At 71.4% G+C, this 20,849-nt stretch carries 14 protein-coding genes; 8 read left to right on the top strand and 6 right to left on the bottom strand.

The genetic code is table 11. The annotated features are described in order from the left end of the window. Nucleotide 1: 1 nt before the first annotated feature. The 4 genes from FHR82_RS29310 to FHR82_RS29295 all read right to left on the bottom strand — a co-directional run bounded on the left by FHR82_RS29310 (nt 2) and on the right by FHR82_RS29295 (nt 7,142). Nucleotides 2-727, bottom strand: a complete 726-nt coding sequence (locus tag FHR82_RS29310; RefSeq protein WP_184813780.1) for an esterase family protein — start codon at nt 725-727, stop codon at nt 2-4. Then, nucleotides 727-1,779 (bottom strand): alpha/beta hydrolase, encoded by a 1,053-nt coding sequence (locus FHR82_RS29305; protein ID WP_184813779.1) that lies wholly within the window; start codon nt 1,777-1,779, stop codon nt 727-729. Before FHR82_RS29305 ends, FHR82_RS29310 begins: the two co-directional genes overlap by 1 nt. 32 nt (nt 1,780-1,811) lie before the next feature. Next, the gene (locus tag FHR82_RS29300) at nt 1,812-2,693 is read right to left on the bottom strand and encodes an LLM class flavin-dependent oxidoreductase (protein ID WP_184813778.1); all 882 of its coding nucleotides are present in this window, start codon (nt 2,691-2,693) and stop codon (nt 1,812-1,814) included. Nucleotides 2,694-2,780: 87 nt separating this feature from the next. After that, a complete protein-coding gene (locus FHR82_RS29295) occupies nt 2,781-7,142 on the bottom strand; it encodes an ExeM/NucH family extracellular endonuclease (protein WP_184813777.1) in 4,362 nt (1,453 codons plus the stop codon). Nucleotides 7,143-7,557: 415 nt separating this feature from the next. Between FHR82_RS29295 and FHR82_RS48070 the strand changes: the two genes are divergently transcribed. Together FHR82_RS48070 and FHR82_RS29285 are read left to right on the top strand one after the other, a co-directional pair. Next, the gene (locus FHR82_RS48070; protein ID WP_221464419.1) at nt 7,558-8,721 is read left to right on the top strand and encodes a ThuA domain-containing protein; all 1,164 of its coding nucleotides are present in this window, start codon (nt 7,558-7,560) and stop codon (nt 8,719-8,721) included. Nucleotides 8,722-9,144: 423 nt separating this feature from the next. After that, the gene (locus tag FHR82_RS29285) at nt 9,145-9,924 is read left to right on the top strand and encodes an alpha/beta fold hydrolase (protein WP_184813776.1); all 780 of its coding nucleotides are present in this window, start codon (nt 9,145-9,147) and stop codon (nt 9,922-9,924) included. 127 nt (nt 9,925-10,051) lie between these two features. On the opposite strand, the gene FHR82_RS29280 is transcribed toward FHR82_RS29285, so the two are convergent. Further along, entirely contained in the window at nt 10,052-12,235 is a 2,184-nt protein-coding gene (locus tag FHR82_RS29280) for an ATP-binding protein (RefSeq protein ID WP_184813775.1), read from the bottom strand. A 133-nt stretch (nt 12,236-12,368) separates the two neighbouring features. On the opposite strand from FHR82_RS29280, the gene FHR82_RS29275 reads away from it, so the two are divergent. The 6 genes from FHR82_RS29275 (at nt 12,369) to FHR82_RS29250 (ending at nt 18,900) form a co-directional block, all read left to right on the top strand. Further along, complete coding sequence (locus FHR82_RS29275; protein ID WP_184813774.1) at nt 12,369-14,648, top strand: hypothetical protein; 2,280 nt, start codon at nt 12,369-12,371, stop codon at nt 14,646-14,648. 184 nt (nt 14,649-14,832) lie between these two features. Beyond that, the gene (locus FHR82_RS29270) at nt 14,833-16,011 is read left to right on the top strand and encodes a PP2C family protein-serine/threonine phosphatase (protein WP_184813773.1); all 1,179 of its coding nucleotides are present in this window, start codon (nt 14,833-14,835) and stop codon (nt 16,009-16,011) included. After that, on the top strand, nt 16,004-17,551 hold the full coding sequence (locus FHR82_RS29265) for a sensor histidine kinase (RefSeq protein ID WP_184813772.1): 1,548 nt from the start codon (nt 16,004-16,006) through the stop codon (nt 17,549-17,551). Before FHR82_RS29270 ends, FHR82_RS29265 begins: the two co-directional genes overlap by 8 nt. Next, complete coding sequence (locus tag FHR82_RS29260; RefSeq protein ID WP_184813771.1) at nt 17,544-17,987, top strand: response regulator; 444 nt, start codon at nt 17,544-17,546, stop codon at nt 17,985-17,987. Before FHR82_RS29265 ends, FHR82_RS29260 begins: the two co-directional genes overlap by 8 nt. After that, nucleotides 17,984-18,397, top strand: a complete 414-nt coding sequence (locus tag FHR82_RS29255) for a hydrolase (RefSeq protein WP_184813770.1) — start codon at nt 17,984-17,986, stop codon at nt 18,395-18,397. Before FHR82_RS29260 ends, FHR82_RS29255 begins: the two co-directional genes overlap by 4 nt. 59 nt (nt 18,398-18,456) lie before the next feature. Continuing rightward, nucleotides 18,457-18,900 (top strand): SRPBCC family protein, encoded by a 444-nt coding sequence (locus tag FHR82_RS29250; protein ID WP_184813769.1) that lies wholly within the window; start codon nt 18,457-18,459, stop codon nt 18,898-18,900. Between the two features lie 296 nt (nt 18,901-19,196). On the opposite strand, the gene FHR82_RS29245 is transcribed toward FHR82_RS29250, so the two are convergent. Further along, entirely contained in the window at nt 19,197-20,777 is a 1,581-nt protein-coding gene (locus FHR82_RS29245; RefSeq protein WP_184813768.1) for a phytoene desaturase family protein, read from the bottom strand. Between the last annotated feature and the right edge of the window lie 72 nt (nt 20,778-20,849).

The raw sequence follows: 20,849 nt of genomic DNA, 5'->3' as shown, positions 1-20,849 counted from the left end.
TTCAACAGAACCGGGGCAGGTGGTGGGTGAACTGCGCCCGCCACGACGGCCAGTCGTGCGGCACGTCGTGCCCCCACACGTCCAGCTCGCAGCGCAGACCCTTGTCCCGCAACAGGTCCGCGAACGCGGTCGTGGACGGCAGCGAGCCCGTCGTGTCCTCCCACTGGCCCTGGCCGACGACCAGCAGCACGGACAGGCGCGACCGCAGCCAGTCGAGGTGGCCGCCTGCCAGGTTCGGCACGAAGTCGACGGGGTTGGTGAAGTACGCGGCGTCACCCCGGTCGCCCCAGCCGTGCCACGTCGACGGGTCGTAGTTGCCGGACATGCCGATGGCCAGCGGGAACAGGTCCGCGCGGCGCAGCGCGAACAGCACCGCGTGGAACGCGCCGAGCGAACAGCCCACCGTCGCGACCTCGGTGAACCCGCCGCAGTCGCGGTGCACCGCGGGCAGGACGTCGTCGAGGATCCACGACTCGTACACGCCGTGCTGGTGGGCGCGTTCCTCGAGCGGGACCGACTGGTTCGACCAGGACGCCGCGTCGTGCGAGTCCACGCAGTACAGCTTCACCCTGCCGTCGTCGATCAGCGGCCGGACCGCGTCGATCATGCCGTTGGTCTCGAAGTCCCACGCCTGGCCCTGCTCGGAAGGGAACACCAGGAACGGCCGCCCGTAGTGCCCGTACGCGATGACGGTGCCGCCGCCGATCTCGTACTGGTCGCGGCGCATCAGCCGCTCCAGACCGCGCGGAGCAGAGCGGTGAGCGCCGGGTCGAACGCGTCGCGCCAGGCGACGTAGTTGTGCGCGTCGGGCACCTCGACCAGCCGCGCGTCGTAGCCCTGTTTGGTGAGGGTGACGGCCATCTGCCGGTTGTTCGCGAGGTTCTCCTCGGCCGTGCCGCACGTCATCACCACCGGCACGGTCTCGTGCGGCACCGTGCGCAGCACGTCCGCCACGTACACGCTGACCTGCCCGAAGCGGCCGAACCGGTGCTGTTCCTGCGGGTCGAGGTCCACGGTCAGGAACGACGCCGACTGCAGGAACAGCCCGCCGAACAGGCCGGGCAGCGCCCGTTGCGCGTGCAGCATGGCGAGCCCGCCGAGGCTCGCGCCCATGCCGACGACCGGCTCGGTCACCGCGAGCGTCGTGCGCAGCAGCGGCAGGACCCGCTGGTGCAGCGTCGCCGCGTACCGCGGGTTGGCGGCGTACTCGTCGTCCCGTTCCCCTGGCGCGAGCAGCGCCACCCGGAACGGCGGCAGGTCCCCGGCGGCGATCATGGCCGCGGCGTACGCGGTCAGGCCGGCGAGCCGGTCGTACTCGGGACCGTCGTGCGCGACGAGCAGCGGCAGCGGCTCATCGACTGGTGCGGGGGACCAGACCCGCACGGCGATGTCCCGTGCGAGCAGCGGCGCCGGCACCGCGAGGTCGGCCGTCTCACCGGGCACCTGGTCGGCGCCCAGCCACGCTGGCGGCACGTACCCGGGGAACTCGATGACCGATTTGTCCCCGAACGCCCCGGGCGCGCGCAGCGTGTTGCCCGGGTCGCAGATCTCCTCGTCGCTACCGTCGCGGTGGTGCAGCCGGAGGCGGTACTCCATCCGGTGCACCCCCGGGCGGGGGAGCTCGAGCTGCCACAGCCCGTCGGCGAACTCGAAGTCCAGGTCCGTGCCGGGGAGGGAGAGTGCGGGCAGCAACCGGGTCGCGTTCAGCGCCGAGTCGGCGTCGGGCAGCCGGAACGTGACGGATCCCTCGGTCACGAGCGGCTCCGTCTCGGCGATCATCGACCCATCTCAGCCACCGTCCACACGTGAAGTCAAGGGCGGAGCGCTTCGATGATCGTCATCGCCTGCTCCGTGGCTTCCTCGAGGGGCACGTCGGGGTTGCCGATGCGGTCGTGCCAGTTCAGGTCGTAGTACAGGTCGGTGACGCCCTGTTCGCCCAGCCAGTCGGCGTCGGCGCGGATCTCGTCGTAGGTCCCGGTGAGCCTGCCGTCGCGGGGGCCCGGCCGCACGACGCCTCTGACCACGATCCTGGTCCGGTCCGGGTCGGGTGCGGCGTTCTTCACCACGGCGATGTCGTCGGCGATGTGGTCGAGGTCGGTGGCGCTGCGGCTCATCCAGCCCGCTGCCACGCGTCCTGCCCGTTGGAGCGCTGGTTTGACCACGCCGCCGAGGAGGATCGGTGGGCCGCCTGGCTGTACTGGCCGGGGGCGCATCCGGCTGGGTGGGATGGTGTAGAACTCGCCTTCGAAGGAGGCCGGGTCGTCGTGCCAGAGTGTGTGGAGGACTTTGACGAACTCCTCGGCTCGGTGTCCCCTGCGGGCCTTGTCCGCGCCGGTCGCGGTGAACTCGGTGCGTGACCAGCCTGTCCCCAGTCCCAGGTCGAAGCGGCCTCCCGACAGCACGTCGAGCGTCGCGGCCTGCTTGGCGAGGTGGACCGGGGAGATGAAGGGGAGGTTGACCAGCGCCACGCCCAGCCGGATCCGGGTTGTCCTCGCGGCCGCGAAGCTCAGTGGCAGCAGCGGGTCCAGGACGCTCTGGTAGACGGGGTCGAGGTGGTCCTCCGTGCCTACCAGGAGTCGCTGGAACGTCCAGAGTTCGTCGTAGCCCAGCTCTTCGGCTCGTACGGCGACGTTGGTCAGCGTGTCCGGTGTCGCCCACGCGCCGGACACCGGTGCGCCCAGTCCGATCTTCATGTTTCCAACGTAGGTCGTTTCGCCCCGTGACGGCGGAAGGCCCGCCCGGCAGGTGCCGGACGGGCCTTCCCTTTGTTCCCTGGCTACTCAGAGTTTCGCGCACTGCCCGGACGCTGGGCCGCGCACGGTGTTCTTCCTGCCGTCGTTGGTCGGCGGCGGGTTGTTGCCCGTGCACGCGAGTGGGCCGGTGACCGTGTTGCCCGCCACGACCGCCGCACCGCCCGTGTTGCCGACCAGCGACACCGGGCCGGTGATCTTCGACGTGTCGATCGCGACGCCTGCCTTGTTGGTGGCCAGCGAGACCGGGCCGGTGATGTCGGCCTTGTCGAGTTCCACCCGGTCCGTCGCGCCGGTGACCGTCACCGGGCCGAAGACCTGCGTGCCGCCCAGCTCGAAGACCTGTGGCTTCGTGGCCGTGACCGGGCCTGCGATCAGGCCGTTGGTCACGATCAGTGACGCGCCTGCCCTGACCGTCACCGGACCCAGGATCGTCGCGCCGTCCACACAGGTCAGGCCGGACGAGACGGTGACCGGGCCGAACTTCATGCCCGTGATCGTCACGTCGCAGGCCGGGCCTGGCTGGCCGATCTCCGACCTCGGCGCCGGGTCCGCGGTGATCGGCGAGTTGGCACCGATGTAGGCGGTCAGCATCGTCAGGTCGTTGTCGCCCGTCGTGGCCGGGTTCGTGCCCTGGGCCAGGGTGGCGAAGTTGTCGCCGCCAGAGGCCAGGAACGAGTTCACCGTCACCCGGTAGGTCGCGGCCGGGTCGATCGGCACGTCGTTCAGCCACATGCCCGTGATCCGCTGACCGGCCGGGTTGTCCGGCAGGTACAGGTAGCGGAACCCGGCTGACACACCCAGGTGCAGCTTCGGCCGCGAAGCACCGGCGGGCTGCCACTGCTCCTCCAGCACCTGCTTGATCTGGGCGCCCGTGTACGACTTCGTCACGACGTCGTTCGAGAACGGCTGCACCGAGAACGCCTCGGAGTAGGTGACGACACCGTCCGGTGCGTACAGCAGGTCGGACCGCAGACCGCCCGGGTTCATGAACGCGATCTGCGCTCCACCCCGGCCCGCGTCCTTGGTGCCCGCCAACTGCACGTCGGCGACGAAGTTGCCCAGCACCGACTCGGCACCGCGGTCCTCGGCACCCGCCTGCGTGAACGCCCGCTTGATGTCGGCCGTGATCGATCCCAGCGGCTCCTTGCCCAGCTCCTCGGCGTTCGCCTTGGCCTGTGCGACCAGTGCCGCGACCTCGGGGTCACTCGGTGCGCCGGTCACGTCCAGCAGCGCCGCGTCCGACGAGATGACCGTCTTGGTCGCCGGGTCGATCGACAACGTGGCCTTGCCCAGCTTCACGCCGTAGTCCTCGGCCTGGATGACCGGGCGGGTCCGGTCGGTGCCCGGCACCGGGATCTCGAAGGCGTACGGCTGGTGCGTGTGCCCGGACAGGATGGCGTCGATGTCCGCGCTGACCCGCGTGAAGTCACCGAAGACCGGGTCGTTCTGCAGGTCCTGCGCGGAACCGATGTTCTCGGTCGCCGCGCCTTCGTGTGCCAGCAGCACGACCACGTCGGCCTCGCCGTTGGCCTCGTCGCCGTCGGAGAGTTGCGCGGCGACCGCGTCCGCCTCGGCCACCGGGTCGCGGAACGTCAGGCCCGCGATCCCGTCCGGGCTCACCAGTGACGCCGTCTGCTCGGTCACCACACCGACGATGCCCACGCGCACACCGGCCACGGTCTGCACGTCGTAGGCGGGCAGCACCCGGTCGTTCCCGCGGTACACGTTCGCGCCGAGGTACGGGAAGTCCGCCCGGTCGGTCACCCGGCCGGACAGGTCCGCGAAGCCCTTGTCGAACTCGTGGTTGCCCACCGCCGCCGCGTCCAGACCCATCAGGTTCAGCGCGTCGAGCGTCGGGTTGTCATCGTCGATGGCCGACACGAACGTCGACGCGCCGATGTTGTCACCGGCCGACAGGAACAGCGTGTTCGGGTTCTGCTCCCGCAGCTGGCCGACCAGCCCCGCGAGCTGTGCCGCGCCACCAACGCCCGCCGACGGCGGCTCGAGGCGGCCGTGGAAGTCGTTGATGCCCAGGATCTGCAGGTCGACCGGAGCGAGCGCGCCGGTGTTGATGCCGATCACCTTCGGGTTGTGGTCACTCGCCCGGTACGGGTCCGGTGCGTAGAACGCCGGGTGGCCGTCGTACTGGAACGCGAACGACTCGTGCGAGTTGATCTGCCACACGTCCACGCCGGTGACCCGCTGCATGAGCGACGGGGTCGCGACCGCGTGGTCCAGCGAACCGGACTCGCCGCCGAACACGTAGCTGGCCTCGCCGTCTGCGACGTCGTCGAACGAGGCGTCGTAGAAGACCTGCATCGGGTCCTCGTGCGTGTAGGCGTTGAAGTCGCCCAGGATGATCACGTCGTCGCTGCCGGACGACGCCTTCAGCCCGTCCACGAACGCGGTCAGCGACTGTGCCTGCCGGACCCGGTCGCCGTTGAACGCGCCCTGGCCGTCCCCGGCGTCGGCGTTGTCGCCGGTCGCGGAGTCCGAAGAGGACTTCGACTTCATGTGGTTGGCCACCACGGTGAACGTGACCTGGCCCGCGGTGAACGTCTGCGCGATCGGCTCCCGCGCGTTGAACCACACGGTCTCGTCGTTGATCGTCGTCGAAGCACCGGTCGGGGTCACCGAACCGGGCTTGAAGATGATCGCGGTCGTGATGAAGTCCTGCTGCGCGGCGGGCGGCAGGTTCGCAGGCGAGCGCACGTAGTCCCACGTGCCGGCGCCGTCCGCGGCGTTGAGCGCGTGCACGAGCCGCTTCAGCGCCATCTGCGGGTCGTTCGCCTCGAAGCGGACCGAGTTCTCGATCTCCTCGAGGGCCACCACGTCGGGGTCCAGTGCGGTGATCGCGGAGACGATCTTGGCTTCCTGCTTGGCGAGCCCGGCCTCGTCGTCCGCGCCCCGGGCGTCGCCGCCGAAGTGCACGAAGTAGTTGAGCACGTTGAAGCTCGCGACCTTGAGGTCGCCGCCGACGGCCGCCGGCGCGGGGGTGCGCGGGTTGGCCGACTTGAACGTGGTCCGCTGCAGCTCCGGGGTCGTCGCGGTCACCGGGGTGGTCGGCTGCAGCCGCCACTCGTTGAAGCCGTACGACAGCACGGCCGGCGCGAACGCCTCCACCTGGTCACCCACGCGCAGCGGCGCGCCCGGGTACACGTACGGCGGCAGCTGGCCCGCGCTCGACAGGTTCGTCGAGGAGCCGTCGTCGAGCAGCAGGCGCCGCAGCTTGTTGTCCGCGGCCTGCGCCTGCGCCTCGGGGGTGCCGGGGCGGAACAGGTCGGTCGGGATCGGCGCGGCCTGGTCGCCGGCGGCCAGCACGACCTCGCCGAAGCGGTTGGTGTTGTAGACCTCGGAGACCGTGAAGTCACCGACCGGCGCGACGAGCATCGACTCGACCGACTCACGCGCGGCCGGGTCGAGCGGCAGGGTCAGCTGGGCCGGGGCAGGCAGGGTCGCGTCGTGCGCGCAGACCTGGAAGTCGGCCTTGGCGCCGATGGTGACCTCGGTGAGGCCGTTGAACTCGCTGACCACACCGCGCACGCGGACCTGGTCGCCGACGGCGACAGCCGGGTGGTTGGCGGCGTTGGTGGTCAGGTAGACGAACACGCCGTCGGAGGCGGTGCCCGCGGCGGGGGCGCGGTCGCCGGAGCCCGCGCTCTGCACGTAGACGCCGTTGTAGCCGCCGGTGCCGTGGTCGGCGGTGACGACGCCCTCGATGACGACCTGGCTGCCGGACAGCGGCGAGGCGTCGGTGGTGCCCTGGACCTCGGCGATCGTGTTGGTGACCGCGATGTCGCAGCCGACCGGGTCCGGATCGGGGTCCGGGTCGCCGCCTGAGTTGCGGGTGCCGAAGGTGTTCTGGGCCGGCGCGCGCCACGTGCCGTCGATCTTCTGCAGCGAGTGGCCGACCGGGGTGGCCGAGCCCTCGGCGACGCCGATGTCGGTGGCGGTCGTGCCGTTCGCCGGGCCGCCGGTGGCGGTCAGCGGGCCCTCGTAGGAGAGGAACTCCGCGACCGTGCCGTCCGGGCGGACGAGCGCGACGGCGTCGGGGGAGCCGTTCTGGAGGCCGTCGACCGGGTAGGTCGCGACGACCACACCCGCGTCGGGGACGGAGCCGGACAACGTGCGGGTGTTGTACACCGCGCCGCCGTTGCCGTTGTACAGGGCGAGCTGCCAGCCGGAGAGGTCGAAGCCGGCGGGGGCCTCGATCTCCAGCGCCTCGCCGGTGTCCGTTCCGGCGTTGTCGTAGTGGATCTCAGACAGGAACGGGGCGTTCGGTTCGGCCGCCTGGGCCAGCGAGGGCACCGCGGCGATCGCGGCGACCGTGGCGATCGCGGTCAGCGCTCCGACGACTTGGAGCGAACGGACACGTCTACTACTGGGCATCGGGCCTCCATCAGGCGGATAGAACCTGCCGGAGCCTAGGTGTGAACGGTGTCGAGAAAAATGCGCGCAGATGTACGTTGCGCGATTGTTAGATGGGCGCTGGAAATCGTTGGCACACAACGGAGTCGCCTGGATACGGCTGGTTACGGTGGATATGTGCGGATTGTCACCGTAACGGTTCGCACCATTCTTCGGCGCCGTTTCCGGATATGCCGAACGGCGTAATGCGGGCGTTTTCCCAGCGGAGGACGATCTTGATCGGCTGACCAGTAGACATCGGATGTCTCGGTCAATCTTTCTCGTTCATGACGTCCGAATGGGCGCTTGACGGCAACGAGACCTCGGATGTTAACTGCTTGTGAAACACCCTGCTGTCTCTTTCGGATCCACCCCTGCACCGAGAGAGGACCGAGTCGTGCGCACCGTTGCCAAGGCTCTCCTTGTCGCGACCGCGGCCATGGCCGTCGTCGTCGCACCACTGGCCGCCCCGCCGCAGGCGGACGCCGCTCCGCTGTCCAAGATCCTGGTGTTCTCGAAGACCGCCGGTTTCCGCCACTCGTCGATCGACGAGGGCATCGCCGCGATCACCACGCTGGGATCGCAGAACGGTTTCTCGGTCACCGCGACCGAGGACGCCAACCAGTTCACCACCGCCAACCTGGCGCAGTACCAGGCCGTCGTGTGGCTCTCCACGACCGGCGATGTCCTCAACGACACCCAACAGGCCGCGTTCGAGTCCTACATCCGGGGCGGCGGCGGTTACGTCGGCGTCCACGCCGCGGCCGACACCGAGTACGGCTGGGCCTGGTACGGCGGTCTCGTCGGCGGCTACTTCGCCTCGCACCCCGCGATCCAGCAGGCGAACGTGCGCGTCGAGACCACCGCGCACCCGTCGACCGCGCACCTGCCGTCGACCTGGACGCGCACCGACGAGTGGTACAACTACCGCACCAACCCGCGCTCGGTCGTGAAGGTCCTGGCCAACCTGGACGAGTCGACCTACAGCGGCGGCTCCATGGGCGACCACCCCATCACGTGGTGCCAGAACTACCAGGGCGGCCGTGCCTGGTACACGGGCCTCGGCCACACCGAACAGTCCTACACCGAGTCGAACTTCACCCGCATGCTGCTGGGCGGCATCCAGTGGGCGGGCGGCGCGGTGACGGCGGACTGCGGCACCTCGACGGGCGTGACGGACCTGGCCAGAGGCAGGCCGGTCACGGTGACGAGCGTCGAACCCGGCACGTCCCACAACGGCGCCAACGCCGTCGACGGCAACTCCGGCACGAGGTGGAGCAGCGCCTTCGCCGACCCGCAGTCCATCACCGTGGACCTCGGCTCGGTCCGCGACGTCCAGCGCGTGCGGCTCGTGTGGGAGACCGCGTACGGCCGCGCGTACCAGATCCAGTTGTCGGACAACAACTCCACGTGGCGCACGGTCCACTCGACGACCACATCGGACGGTGGCACGGACGAGGTGACGGTCAGCTCGGCCGGCCGGTACGTGCGCGTCCTCGGCACACAACGTGCCACCCAGTGGGGCTACTCGCTTTGGGAGCTTGCCGTCCTCGGCTCCTGAAGCGAGTCCCGGCCGGGGTGGTCAACGAAGCCCACCCCGGACCGGGTAACCACTGGCGGGTGCGGCCGCGGCAGCCAGTGCTGTGTCCGCTTGCGTTGGCCGGGGTGGGTTCGTGGTTTGTCGCCGGACGTTCTCGCCGGACGTGGTTTGCCTCCGGCGGCTCCTCGCCGGAGGGGCAGGTCTCTGGGATGGCAGGCAGCCTCGGATGTGTGGGGGGCTTGCGCCCCCCGGCGCCCCCGCCGTCTCCGCACCCTCACCCGTTGTGCCGTGAAAGGCGCTTTCACGGCATTAGCGTCGGCGATGCCCTGAACGCGCCTTTCACGGTTAAACAAGCCCATCCCGGTATGGGTGATCACCGTCGGCTTGGCCGGACCCGCCGGAGGACCCGGCAAACATCGGTGGACACAGCACTAGGGTCAGGACGTGAGTCTCGCTCGGGCCGATGACGGTGTGTCCCTGTTCTACGAGGTCAACGGGGTCGGGGACGACGTGCTCGTGCTCATCGCCGGGCAGGCCAACAACCACCACTGGTGGGACGTGTCGCGGCCGGACTTCGACGCCCGCTTCCGCACCGTCGTCTTCGACCACCGCGGCACCGGCCGGAGCGACAAGCCGGAGACCGGTTACAGCACTCGCGGCTTCGCGGCGGACGTGCGCGCGATCCTCGACGACATGGGTGTCGAGCGGGCGCACGTGTACGGGACGTCGATGGGTGGCCGGGTCGCGCAGTGGTTCGCCGCCGACCACCCGGACCGGGTGCGCGGGCTGGTGCTCGGTTGTACGTCGCCGGGCGGGGCGCACGGGATCGAACGCAGCGCGGAGGTTCGCCGGTCCCTGGCACAGCGCGATACCGCCGCGGCTCGGCAGGCGCTGCTGGAGTTGATGTACACACCGGGCTGGCTGGCCGCGCACCCCGGCCCGTTCAACACCGTCGGCGACCCCGGTATGCCGGCTCATGCCCGCCGCGGCCATTTCACGGCGAGCAAGGAACACGACGGCTGGGACGCGCTCGCGAAGATCACCGCCCCGACACTGGTGGTCCACGGCGCGGACGACGTCTTCAACCCGGCGGCCAACGCACCCGTGATCGCGTCGCGGGTGCCCGACGCGCGGCTGCACCTGATCCCGGGCGCGCGGCACGCGTACTTCGAGGAGTACCGCGAGGTGGCGAGCCCCCTGGTTCTCGCCCACCTCGACGGCTGACCGCGTCCGGCGCTCCCTCCCCACGCGCCGAACGCGGACCCCATCCTCCGTCCGGGGGAACGGCCACACCACCGACAAGCTCTACAGTTCACCTACACAGTGCCGGTGCGTCCCGGTCCGGCAGGCTTCACCGGGTCAGGCGCAGGCCCTCCACCGCACGGCCGTGCTCATGGCGGTCGCCGATCGCGTCCGCCAGTGTCAACGCCTGCCGGTGCCGTTCCGCCGCCTCCGCGCGCTGGCCAACGGCCAGCAACGTCGTCCCCAGGTCGTTGAGCGTCTCCGCTTCCCCGCGCCGATCGCCGACCGCCCGCAGACTGGCCAGCGCCCGCTCGAGGTGGTCCAACGCCTCCGCGTGCCTGCCCAGCCGTGCGCACGTCACCCCCAGGTTGCTGCGCACCCCCGCCTCCCCGTACGGGTCATCCGCCGCCCGGTACAGGGCCAGCGCCCGTTCCTGCTGCTCCAGCGCCTCCTCGTACTGGCTGAGCGAGTGGTGCACCAGCCCCAGGTTGTCCCTGACCCGCGCCTCCCGCCAGCCGTCGCCCGTCCTGGCCAGGTGGTCGACCGCCCTGCGGTGGCACTCGAGGGCCTCCTCGAACCGGCCCAGCCAGCGGTACGTGAGGCCCTGGTTCACCAGCGCCCGCGCCTCGCCCTCCCGGTCACCCGCCGCGCGCAGCAGCGTCAGCGCCTCCTCGTAGTGCGCCAGCGCCTCGTCGAGCCTGCCCAGCCGCCACAGCACCACCCCGTACGTCACCAGTGCGTCGCCGCGCTCAGCGGGAGTCGCGGACCGCAACGCCGCGCTGTGCAAGGCGTCCGCCTCCTGGTAGTGCGCGCCGATGCTCAGGTACCGGTACAGCACGCGGGAGAACAGCACGCTGTGCGTACGCGTGCCGACGGCGACCAGGTTCGCCCGTTCGTCGTCCAGCCACGCCAGTGCCGCCGCGCGGTCCGGGAAGGCCGGTGCGAAACCGGCGGGCACCGGCGGGCGCAGGGCCCGGTCGAACGGTGCGAACTCGTGCATGGCCACCGCGGCCGCGCGCAGGTAGTAGTCCGCCAGGCGAGCCGGCGCGGCCGGCTCGTCGTGGGGGAGGGACGCGGCGTACGCGCGCAGCAGGTCGTGCATGTCGTACCGGCCGGGGCGGGCCTCGCGCAGCAGGTGCGCGCGGGCCAGCATCGCGATCACCGCGCGGGCCGGGCCCAGTGGGGTGTCGAGCAGGGCGGCCGCCGCGTGCGCGTCCACGTGCCTGCCCGGGTGCACGGCCAGCAACCGGAACAGGCGGGCCGCCTCCGCGGGCAGGTGGCGGTAGGACCACGACAGCACGGCACCCGCGGAGCCGTGCGGGCCGCCGGTGTCGAGCAGTGCCAACCGGTCCTGCTCGTCGTGCAGCTCGCCGACGAGTGTCGCCATCGTGGTGGCGGGACGGGTGGCGGCGAGCTGTGCCGCGATCCGCAACGCGAGCGGGAGCCGGGCGCACTGTTCGACCAGCGCCGCGGCGGCGGCCGGCTCCTCGTCGACGCGGGGTCCGATGTGGACACGCAGCAGCTGGTGCGCCTCGGCCGTGGTGAGCGCGTCGAGCGTCACGCGGTGCGCGCCGTGCCGCACGGTCAGCTCGCCGAGCACGTCGCGGCTCGTCACCACCGCGAGGCTGCCCGGCGTCCCCGGCAGCAGGTCGCGGATCTGCTCGAAGTCACGCGCGTTGTCCAGCAGCACCAGCAACTTCCGCTCGGCGAGCAGCGTCCGGTAGCGGTTCGCGCGTTCGGCCTGCTCGTGCGGGATGTCGGCGCTCCCGAGCCCGAGGCTGCGCAGCAGCGCGGTCAGCGCGGCCGCCGGGTCGAGCGGCTGGTCCGGTCCGTAACCACGCAGGTCCAGGTACAGCTGCCCGTCGGGGAACGCGGCCGCCACCCAGTGCGCCCAGTGGACGGCCAGCGCGGTCTTCCCGACGCCCGCGGTGCCGCACACGGCCACGACCGCGGTGGCGAACCCGCGGTCCAGCTCGGCGAGCTCGTCCGTGCGGCCGATGAACCCGAACGTGTCCGCGGGCAGCTCCTGCGGGCGGTGCCACGGCGCTGCGGAATGGCGTGGGCTGCCGCCCCGGCTCGGGGCCGCCGCGACGAACGCCTCCCTGGCCTCGTCGTGCAGGCCGAGCGCGTCCGCGATCCGGACCACGGTGTCGCGGCGGGGGAACCGCCGGTCGCCCCGTTCGAGTGCGCCGACCGCCTGGCTCGACAGCAACGCCCGCTCGGCGAGTGCCTCCTGCGTCAGGCCCGCCGCAACCCGGTGCTCCCGGAGCAGGTCTGGGAACGAGCTGTCCATCAGGTCGCAACAATCAGCCGGTGGCGTGGGTTCGCGGAGCTTGCGGAGCGAACATCAGACACAGTCGAGCATATCGAACCCGGAATTCCCCGTTGACCCGTAACGATCTCACCGTCAGTGACGACCTCGAGACATGTTCGTGGAACTGCGCGTCCACGGGGTGAGCGGCACGCCGCCGGTGGACATGCTCGACCGTCCGCTGGTCAAGCAGGTCGCCGGGGACGTCGACGGCAGGTTCTTCCGGCCGGTCGACGCCGCGGGGAACGAGGTCCGCGCGGCCGACGGCCACATCGTCGAGGGCTACCACTGGGGACCGCTGACCTCGGGCACGTGGCGGCAGGCGCTGTGGCTCGCGCTCATCCCGTTCGGGCTCGTGAACGCCGCCTACTTCATGCTCCCGGCGGGAAAGGGCGCCGCGGCTCGCGTGGTGGCCCGCGCCGCGCTGCGGGTCCTCGCGATCGCGCTGACCGCGCTCGTCGTGCTTGGCCTCGCGCAGGCCGCGGTCGACCTGTTCGCGTGGCAGTGGACCGGGGTGGCGCCGCGCTCCGGCGACCCGCGCTGGTGGCTGGCAGGCGCGTTCGCCGTGGTCGCCGTGGCACTGCTGGTGATCCGGTTCATCGGCGGGCCGCCGAGGTCGGTGCCGGACGCCGAGCCGCTGCCGGACGCGGCCGAGGTGACCGGGCTCGCGGGCGGCGAGTTCTACCGAGGCGACGGTGACGTGCCCGCGCTGCGGCACCTGCACCTGGCCGCCGGTCTCACCGTCCTGTCGTTCCTGGCGGGCGCGGTGGCCCGCGAGTTCAGCGGCGGCGACTGGCCGTACTGGGTCGCGCTCGTGCTGCTGCCGTGGACGATCGTGCACGCCGCGCTGATCGGCGACCCGTCCGGCACCCGTACCCGGCTGTCGGCGTTCTTCGTGACCCGGCTGCCCGCCGTCGTGCTGGCCGTCGCGATCGCGTTGCTGGGTGCCGCTCTGGTCACCGTGCTCGCCGTGCCGGAGTTCCCGTCGGCCGGCCGCGGTGTGCTGCCGGGCATCGCGAACCTCGGCATGTGGGCGGCCGGGCTCGCGCTCGCGGCACTGCTCGTGCTCATCGGGGCCGCGGCCGTGCTGGCGCTGCGGACCAGGAAACCGAGGCCGCCCAAGCCTTTCCGCCCGTTCCTCGGCGGCATGGCGGGGCCCGTGGTCGCCGCGCTCGGCATGTTCCTCGGCGTCGGGTTCACCGCCGCGCTCGGCTACGGCACGCTGCGGCTGCTGCGGCCCGCCGACCGGTCCGACGCGATGGCGCTGCCGCTGTTCCACCTGCGGATCGCGTACGCCGCCGGGATCGCCGTGGGGCTCGGGATCGTGCTCGCGCTGGTGCTCGCGGGGTGGATGCTGTTGTCCGCCAAGCGGTTCCGCGGGTTCGTGCGCGCGTCGGCCGGGCCCGCCCTGCTGCCGGACGGGCAGCTCACGGGTGTCGCGCGGTCGTGGTGGCTCGCGCGGCTCAAGTTCTCCGTGCACTGGCTCGCGATCGCCGTCGCCTCGGCGGGCACCGTGCTCACGGTCGCGGCGGTGGTCGAGTCGTGGGGCGACCTCGGCGCGGTCGTGTGCCGCCCTGGCGGCACGGTCCTGTCCGACTGCCGCGACCTGCCCGGCCTCGACGCGGTGACCGTCGGCACCGCGGCCCTGTTGCTGCTGGGTGGTTTCCTCGTCTACCTCGGTCGCCGCGCGGTGGGGGACAGCGCGGTCCGCCGCGGTGCCTGCGTGGTCTGGGACGTGGTCGCGTTCTGGCCGTCGGCGGTGCACCCGCTGGTGCCGCCGCCGTACTCCCCGAAGGTGATCGACGACCTCCGCAGGCGGATCGAGTGCCACGTCTCGGGCCCGGCCCGGTTCGTCGTGCTGGCGGGCCACAGCCAGGGCAGCCTGATCGCGGCGGCCGCGCTGACCCGGCTCGCGCCGGAGTACCGGCAGCGGGTCGCGCTGCTGACGTACGGGTCGCAGCTGCAGGTCGCCTACGCGCGGGCGTTCCCCGCGTACGTCAACCACCCGTTCCTGTGCTGGCTGCAGGAGGACGTGCTGCACCGCCAGTGGGTGTCGCTGTACCGCGAGACCGACCCGATCGGCGGCCCGGTGCTGAGCTGGGACCGCACCGACGATGGCGGGTTCCGCTCCTGCCGCCTCGGTGACGGCGAGGCGCTCACCGACGACGAGACCGACCCGGTGACCGGCATCCGGCGCTGCGGCGCGGAATGGCGGCTGCTCGACCCGTGGCCCGCCGACGGCGACACCGGCCCCCGGCTCGCCATGCGCCGCCACAGTTTCTACAGCCTCGAACCGGCCTGGGACCTGGCGTTGTCGGCGCTCACCGCGCCTTACACCCGCACGAACCGCGCCACAACCGCCATGCGCAGCGCTGGTCTGCCTCCCCGCGTATGAACGTGGTCCCGCCCGGCGAAGGTCGCCGATGGCCGGTGGTGGGTGGCTGAGCGCCGTCACGGTTCCACCTGTTCGGCGTGCGGCTGTGTCCATCACTACGTCGCGGCCCTCAGCCACTACGATGGGCAGACCGTATCGACCGCCCGTGGTCGGCACCGGGGAGTGAGGGACGAGCGGCCAGGACATGGTTGGTGCACTGAGCGCGGCACGTGAAAGTCCCGCGCCGACGCGGGTGCTGCTGATCGAGGACGACGACGGCGACGCGTTCCTCGTGGAGGAACTGCTGCTCGAGTCCGGTGCCGCGGTCGACCTGCACCGCGTCCGCACGCTGGCCGAGGCGAAGGCGGCCGTGCAGGACGCCGCCTGCGTGCTGCTCGACCTCGGCCTCCCCGACACACACGAGCTCGACGGGCTGCGCTGGCTGCAGGGGAACGTGCCCTCGGTCGCCGTCGTCGTGCTCACCGGCCTCGCCGACGAGTACCTCGGCGAGGAGGCGGTCCGGCTCGGCGCGCAGGACTACCTCGTCAAGGGCCAGGTCGACGGGCACCTGCTCGACCGCGTGATCCGCTACGCCGTCGAGCGCGAGCGGTCCGACTCGCTGCAGCGGCAGCTGCGGGACGCCCAGATCTACGCCGAGGAGAACGGCCGCCTCGAACGTGGCCTGCTGCCGACACCGATCGTGGACGAGCAGAGTGGCGTGCGGGTCACCACGCGTTATTCGCCAGGTGGGCAGCGGCTCCTGCTCGGCGGCGACTTCTACGACGTGGTCCAGACCGCCGACGGCTGCGTGCACGCGGTCGTCGGCGACGTCTGCGGCCACGGCCCCGACGAGGCCGCGCTCGGCGTGTCGATGCGCGTCGCCTGGCGGACGATGGTGCTGTCCGCCCGCCCGTCCACCGAGGTGCTCACGGTCGTGAACCAGGTGTTCACCCACGAGCGGTACCAGCCCAACCTGTTCACCACGCTCTGCATGCTCTCCATCGACCCGGCCCGCACCACCGGCACGCTGCACCTCGTCGGCCACCCGCCGCCACTGTTGATCACCGGCTCGGACGTGCGCGAGCTGAAGGCACCCGTCCGCACCCCGGTCGGTGTCGGCGACGGCAGTCGCTGGCCGAGCTGCGACGTCGAGCTGGGCGAGAAGTGGACCGTGCTGATGTACACCGACGGTCTCATCGAGGGCCGGGTCGGCAACGAACGCAGGCGGCTCGACGTCGACGGTCTCATCGAGCTGGTCCAGACGGGCATCGCCGAGGGCCTGCGGGACGAGGGGCTCCTCGACCACGTGATCAACGCGGTGCGCGAGCTCAACGGTGGTGACCTCGACGACGACATGGCCGTGGTGGCCCTGAGCCATGGCTGACGCGGACCGCTGGCCGCTGCGCCGCATCATCAACGTCAGCGTCGCGGCGCTGGCGTTGTTCCTGCTGGCCGCCGTGGTCGTCGGCGGGATGGCGCTGAACAACCTCAGCGACGCCCGCGAGACCGTCGTCGGGCGCATCGACCCCGCGCTGCAGCAGGCGCTGCGGCTCGAGTCGGCGCTCGTCGACCAGGAGACCGGCCTGCGCGGCTACGTGCTGGGCGCCGACGAGGACGTCCTGAACCCGTACACGGCGGGTGTGCGGCAGCAGAACGACGCGATCCGGCAGCTCGAGCGCCTGCTCAGCGACATGCCGGCCGCCGAGTCCGACCTCGCGCGGGTGGTCGAGCGCGCCGAGGCCTGGCGGACGCGCTACGCCCAGCCGACGATCGCCGACATCGCGACCAGCCCCACCGCGCAGCCGAACATGACGGTCGCCCAGGGCACCGTGCTGTTCGACCCGGTCCGCGACGAGCTGGAGGCACTCGACGACGAGCTCAACGCCGCCCGCGAGGACGCCACCACCGCCCTGCAGTCCGCGGCGGACTCGGCGAACCTGGCGCTGATCGGCATCGCGATCGCGTTCGCGCTGGTCATCACGACACTCGCGGTCGGCCTGCGGCGGGCGGCGATCCGGCCCGTCTCGCGGCTCGCCGAGGAGGTCCGGCAGGTCGCGCGGGGCGACTTCGACCACCGGGTCCAGCAGAGCGGCCCCCGTGAGCTGCGCGAACTGGGTGCCGACGTGAACGTGATGCGGGAGCGGATCCTGTCCGACCTGTCCGCCGCGAAGGTCGCGCACGCCGAGCTGGACTCGCGGACCACGGACCTGGAGCGGTCGAACGCCGAGCTGGAGCAGTTCGCCTACATCGCCTCCCACGACCTGCAGGAACCGCTACGCAAGGTCGCGAGCTTCTGCCAGCTGCTCGAACGCAGGTACAAGGGCAAGCTCGACGAGCGGGCCGACCAGTACATCGCGTTCGCCGTCGACGGCGCGAAGCGCATGCAGATCCTGATCAACGACCTGCTCGCGTTCAGCCGGGTCGGCCGCGTCGTGCGCGAGTCGGTCGAGGTGTCCTGCGCCGCGGTGCTGGAGCAGGCCACGGCGAACCTGGCGGACGCGATCGAGCGGACCGAGGCGTCCGTCGAGGCCGAGGAGCTGCCGACCGTGTCGGCGGAGGTGCCGCTGCTCACGGCCGTGTTCCAGAACCTGATCGGCAACGCGCTCAAGTTCCGGGGGGACGACCCGCCGAAGGTGCGCATCACCGCCCGCCGCGACGGCGGCTTCTGGGAGATCGCCGTCGCCGACAACGGGATCGGCATCGATCCCGAGTACGCGGAGCGCATCTTCGTGATCTTCCAGCGACTGCACAACAAGGCCGACTACCCGGGCACGGGCATCGGCCTCGCGATGTGCCGGAAGATCATCGAATATCACGGTGGGACGATTTGGCTGGACACGAGTGTGGAATCCGGCTCCCGGTTCTGCTTCACTCTCCCGGTGATCGACGCCACAATCGATCGAGACAAGGATTCCGATGGCTGACCCGACCCCGCTGGACGTGATCGACGTGCTGCTCGTCGAGGACGACGACGGCGACGTGCTGATGACACGGGAGGCGTTCGAGCACCACAAGATCCGCAACCACCTCCACGTGGTGCGGGACGGCGAGGAGGCGCTGCAGTTCCTGCGGCGCGAGGGCGAGTACGCGGACGCGCCCCGGCCGGGCCTCGTCCTGCTGGACCTGAACCTGCCGCGCCGCGACGGGCGCGAGGTCCTCGCCGAGATGAAGTCCGACCCCGAGCTGCGGGTGATCCCCGTGGTGGTGCTGACGACCTCCGAGGCGGAGGAGGACATCCTCCGCAGCTACACGCTGCACGCGAACGCGTACGTGAGCAAGCCGGTGGACTTCGACCGGTTCATCGACGTCATCCGCCAGATCGACGACTTCTTCGTGACGGTGGTGAAGCTGCCGGGATGATCGAGCTGCCGGACTCCTTCTGGGAGGTCCGGTATGTCGGCGCCCGCTACCCGGGCTCGCCAGCCGTGCTGGCCAGTCCCGGGCTCGCGGACGGCGCGAACTGCCAGCTGTTCGCGTACGAGGTGCTGCGGCACTTCGGGTACGACCCGCCGGACCTGCGGTCGAGCGAGCTGTGGGACGACTCCGAGTCGACACAGCGGGTGGCGGTGCCGCGTCCGCTCGACCTCGTGCTGGTGAACTCGTCGAACGACCCGTGGGGCGCACACGTCGGTGTGTGGGCGGATGACGGCCGGGTGCTGCACCTGTGCGCGGAGACCGCGCGGCCCGCGCTGTGGCACCTCGCGCAGTTCGCCGCGCGCCCCAGCTACCGCGAGCTGGTCGGCTACAAGCGGGTGACCTCCCGGTCCTGACCGTTTGCCCTGGCTCGGGCGGGGTATCAGAAGGGCTCCGACCCGGGGAGGCGTTACCCATGATCGATGTGACCGCGGAGATCGACGCACCGCTGGAGCAGGTGTGGGCGGTGCTGGCCGAGGGCTGGACGTACGCGGGGTGGGTGGTGGGCGCGTCGCACGTGCGGGCCGTCGACCAGGGCTGGCCGGGGACCGGCAACCGCATCCACCACAGCGTCGGGCTGTGGCCGCTGACGGTGAGCGACACGACCGAGGTCGTCGATGTCGAACCGGGCCGGTTCATCGAGCTGGACGCGCGCGCGTGGCCGATGGGCGTGGCCCGCGTCCGCATCGAGCTGTCACGGGTCGACGAGGGCCGCACCAAGGTCCTCATGTCCGAGCAGGTCGTGCGCGGTCCGTTGAAGGTCCTGCCGAAAGCGGTGCAGGCGGTCATGCTGATCCCGCGCAACCGCGAGTCGCTGTCCCGGCTCGCGGACCTGGCACTGGCGGGCGCGGGTCGCTGAGCGCTGTGTCCGCATGTTGGGTTGGGGATTGACGGGGTTGTCCTCGTCGGACGTTCAGCACGGGGTGGTGTGTCCTCGCCGGACGGGCGTCCTGCCGGCTGTGAAAGGCGCTTTCACGGCACTGGCCACGCTGTGAAAGGCGCTTTCAGGGCACTCAACGCCCTCAACGCGCCTTTCACAACACCGGCGATGTCCTGAACGCGCCTTTCACGGCAAACCCAGCCCCACCCCCGGCACGGCGATCACCTTGGCTTTGCCGGACCCGCCGCAGGACCGGCAAACGTTGGTGGACACAGCTAGCGGTAGAGCATTTTGTGGGCTGCCGAGACGAGACCGTGGTAGCCGGGGACCTTGTCGCGGGCCAGTGCCGCCTTCGCCGCGTTCGCGCCCGCGGCGCCGTGCACGCCGCCGCCGGGATGGGCCGACGCGCCTGCCAGGAACAGCCGGTCGATCACCGTGTCCGCGCGGCCGAGGCCCGGGACCGGGCGGAACACCAGCTGCTGGTGGATCGCGGACGTGCCCGCGTTGATCGCGCCCTCGACCAGGCTCGGGTTGTGTTCCGCCAGCTCGGCGGGGCCCGCGATCGCCCGGCCGGCGATCAGCGACCGGAAGCCGGGCGCCTGGTCCTCGATCACCTGCTCGATCCGGTCCGCGCGCCGCTTCAGCCGCGACGGCGACCACCTCTCACCCCGCGGCACGTGCGTGTACGCCCACACCGACTCCGTGCCGGCCGGTGACCGCGACGGGTCGGCCGTCGTCATCTGCCCGAGCAACAGGAACGGGTCGCGCGGCACGCGGCCGCACGCGAGGTCGTTCGCGACCCCGGCGAGCCCGTCGAGGTCCGCGCCCATGTGCACGGTGCCGGCGCCGCGCACAGCAGGCGCCGACCACGGGACCGGACCGGACAGCGCCCAGTCCACCTTGATCGTCGCGTCGTCCCAGTGGAAGCTGTCGAGGTCGGCCACGAGCCGGGCGGGCAGGTGCGACTCGCCGACCAGGTCCCGGTACAGCACCGGCGCGGGCACGTCCGCGAGCACCGCCCGCCGCGCCCGCACCACCTGCCCCTCCGCGTCCCACACCCCGAGCACCTCCCCGTTCCCGACGACCAGCGACGTGACCGGTCGCCCGCAGTCCACCCGTGCGTCCCGAGTGGACAGCCGACGTACCAGCGCCGCCGTGATCTGTCCCGCGCCGCCTTCCGGCACCGGGAACCCGACCTCCTGGCCCAGCATCGTGAGCAGCCACCCGAAGATCCCCGAACCAGCCTGGTCCGGGCCGAGGTCGGTGTGCATCGCGCTGCCCGCGAACAACGCGCGTGCACCGTCACCGGCGAACCGTTCCCTGGTCATCGTCCGCACCGGCATCACCGCCCTGCGCGCGAACCGCAGCATCTCGGCGGGCCCCAGCCGCCTGGCGAGCCGTGCCCCGGCGCGGACCGGCGGGAACGGCGACAGGATCGCGTCGAGCACGTCGTCCCGGATTCGTTGCCAGTAGGCGAACTCCGCGTGCCACGCGTCGGCGTCGGCGGCCGCGAACTCCCCCACCGCCTTCGCCGTCTCCTCGAGATCCCTGGACAGCACGACGTTCCTGCCGTCGGGGAACACGTGCGCGAGCACGGACGGCGCGTGCCGCCACCGCAACCCGTGCTCCTCCAGTCCCAGCCGCAGCAGCGCGGGGGAGGTCGCGGCGAGCGGGTAGAACGCGCTGCACAGGTCGGAGATGTACCCGGGCGCGGTCAGTTCGGCGGACGCCACCGCGCCGCCGGGCGCGTCGGTCGCCTCGCAGACGAGCACGCGCCAGCCCGCGTCCGCGAGCATGTTCGCGGCCACCAGCCCGTTGTGCCCGGCGCCGACCACTACCGCGTCGAACTCCTCCATGACCAGCGCCTCCTTGTGTTGTAAGTGCGGGTACCCGCACCTGGCAGGTTTCCACGTGGCGACCCCGGGTAT

Origin of the sequence: Actinophytocola algeriensis (assembly GCF_014203735.1) — a bacterium.
GTDB lineage: Bacteria > Actinomycetota > Actinomycetes > Mycobacteriales > Pseudonocardiaceae > Actinophytocola > Actinophytocola algeriensis.
This window is presented reverse-complemented; position numbering and strand designations above follow the sequence as displayed.